This is a genomic window from Pseudomonas sp. MWU12-2037, from assembly GCF_023242345.1.
Taxonomy (GTDB): domain Bacteria; phylum Pseudomonadota; class Gammaproteobacteria; order Pseudomonadales; family Pseudomonadaceae; genus Aquipseudomonas; species Aquipseudomonas gingeri_D.
In genome coordinates this window covers 1-2110 of sequence record NZ_JALLIZ010000044.1, presented here as the reverse complement: position 1 = coordinate 2110, position 2110 = coordinate 1, and the positions used below count along the sequence as shown (strand labels likewise).

General features: G+C 61.5%; 1 pseudogene. It reads right to left on the bottom strand.

Annotated features, from left to right (window positions below):
• Positions 1 to 2110 (bottom strand): annotated as a pseudogene (locus M5B42_RS32005) (adhesin); the annotation flags it as partial.

Sequence of the window (2110 nt, the reverse complement as noted above, 5' to 3'; positions counted from 1 at the left end):
ACCCGACAGCAAACCTGCATTCTGGTTGATCAGGTTGTCGGCGGTCAGGGTCAACTGGTTGTTGCTGATCAGCTTGCCGCCGTTGCTGTTGTCCAGGGTGCGCCCGGTCAGGTTGAGGCTTTGTTCGCTGGTCAGTGTGCCGCCCTGGTTGTTCAGGTCGCGCAGGTGACTGATCGTCAGGTTACCGGCCGTGGTGATATGGCCAGCGGCGTTGTTCAGATCACCCGTTGCCGCACCGAAATCGAGGGCAATGGCGCTGCCCAGCAGACTACCGCCCTGGTTGTTGAGGCCGGCGCTGTTAATGGTCAGGCTGTTGGTGGCGTTGATCAGGCCCAGATTCTGGTTGGTCAACTGACCGTCAACGGTCAGGCCCAGGTCAGCACGACTGGTCAGGGTGCCGCCGCTGTTGTCGAGGCTACCGGCATGCGCATCAACCGAAGCCGCCGCGATCATGCCCTTGATATTGCTCAGGGCCTGGTCGATACGCAGGGTCAGGGCCTGGTTGCCCAACAACTGGCCGCTGTCGTTGTTCAGGCTGGCGGCGGCGAGGGTAAAGGCCTGGGCGCTGGAGATTTCGCCGCCCTGGTTGTTCACGCCCTTGAGGTTGTTCAGCACCAGCAGCGGCGCGTTGATCAGGCCGCCCTGGTTGTTCAGTTGACCATGATTGAGGTCCAGGGTCAGCGACGCATCGCCTTTCAACGAACCGCCTTGCTGGTCCAGGCCGGTGACGCTGGCGGTCAGGTCCTTGGCACCGATACGGCCACCGTCCTGGTTGGTCAGTTGGGCGGTGGTCAGATCAAGGTGATTGCCACTGCTGAGGAAACCGCTGTGGCTATTGTCGAAGGCACCCGTAGTGATCGACACAGGGCCCTGGCCGCTGATCGTGCCGCTCTGACGGTTGTCGAGACTGGCACTGTGCAGGTCAATACCGCCGTCAGTCACCAGTCGACCACCCTGGTTGATCAATGCACCATCGCTGGTGAGGCTCAATTGGCCGGCACTGGAGAAACTGCCGCCCGAGTTATCCAGGCTGGCAGCGTGAGTCGTCAGGGTGCCTTCGCTGCTGATCAAGCCGGAGAGCTGATTGGTCAGGGCAGCGTCGAGGGTGATCACCAGACCCGACTGCGCGCTCACTTTACCGCCACTGTTATCCAGGCTGCTGCCGGTCAGCGTGGTGCTGCCCTGGCTGACCAACTGGCCCAGGCTCTGGTTGATCACTTGCGCGACCTTGAGGCCCAGCGCGGTGTCGGAAAGGACCTTGCCGCCTTCGCTGTTGTTCAGGGTCTGACCGTTGAGGTTGACCGTCTGCACGCTGGAGATTTCCCCCGCGCGGTTGTCGATATTGCCGACGTTCAGGATCAGCCGTTTTTTTGCCGAGATCAGCGCCGCATTGCGGTTGTCCAGGGTGCTGCCGGTCAGGGTCAGGTTGCCGTCGGTGACCAGCGCGCCATCCTGCTGGTTGAAGGTGGTGACGTTGGCGGTCAGGTCGCCCTGGCTGGAGATTCGGCCCGTGGCGTTGTCCACGGTGTCGGCGGTCAGGTTCAGCGGGCCATTGGTGATGACCGAGCCACCGGTGTTGTCGAGGTGGGTGGCGGTCAGGTCGAGGCTTTGCTGCGCGGTGATGCGCCCCTTCTGGGTGTTGTCGAGGGACTTGCCCTTGAAGGTGAAGCTATTGTTCGAACCCAGGCGACCGTTCTGGTTGTTCACCGCGCCCGTGGCGGTAATGTCCAGAACGTTATTGGCCATGACCAGGCCGGTGAGGTTGTCCAGGGAACCCAGGATCAACGTGGTGTTGCCTTGGCTGGAGACTTCACCCGCGTTGTTGTTCAGATGACCGAGGGTGGCGAGCAAAGCATTCTGGCCTTTGATCAAGCCGCCTTGGGCGTTGACCACAGTGCCTGCGGTCAGATTCAGGGTGTCGGCGCTGATGACCCGGCCCTTGTTCTGGTTATCCAGGGTGGACGCCACAACCGTGGTTTTCCGCTGACCACTCAGGGTCCCACCTTGGTTGCTCAGGGTTTGCGTGGCCGTGACACTCAAGTCACGGCTGGCGATGATGCTCTGGCCGTTGTTGGTCACGTTCTGCGCAGTGATGCTGACATCCGCAACA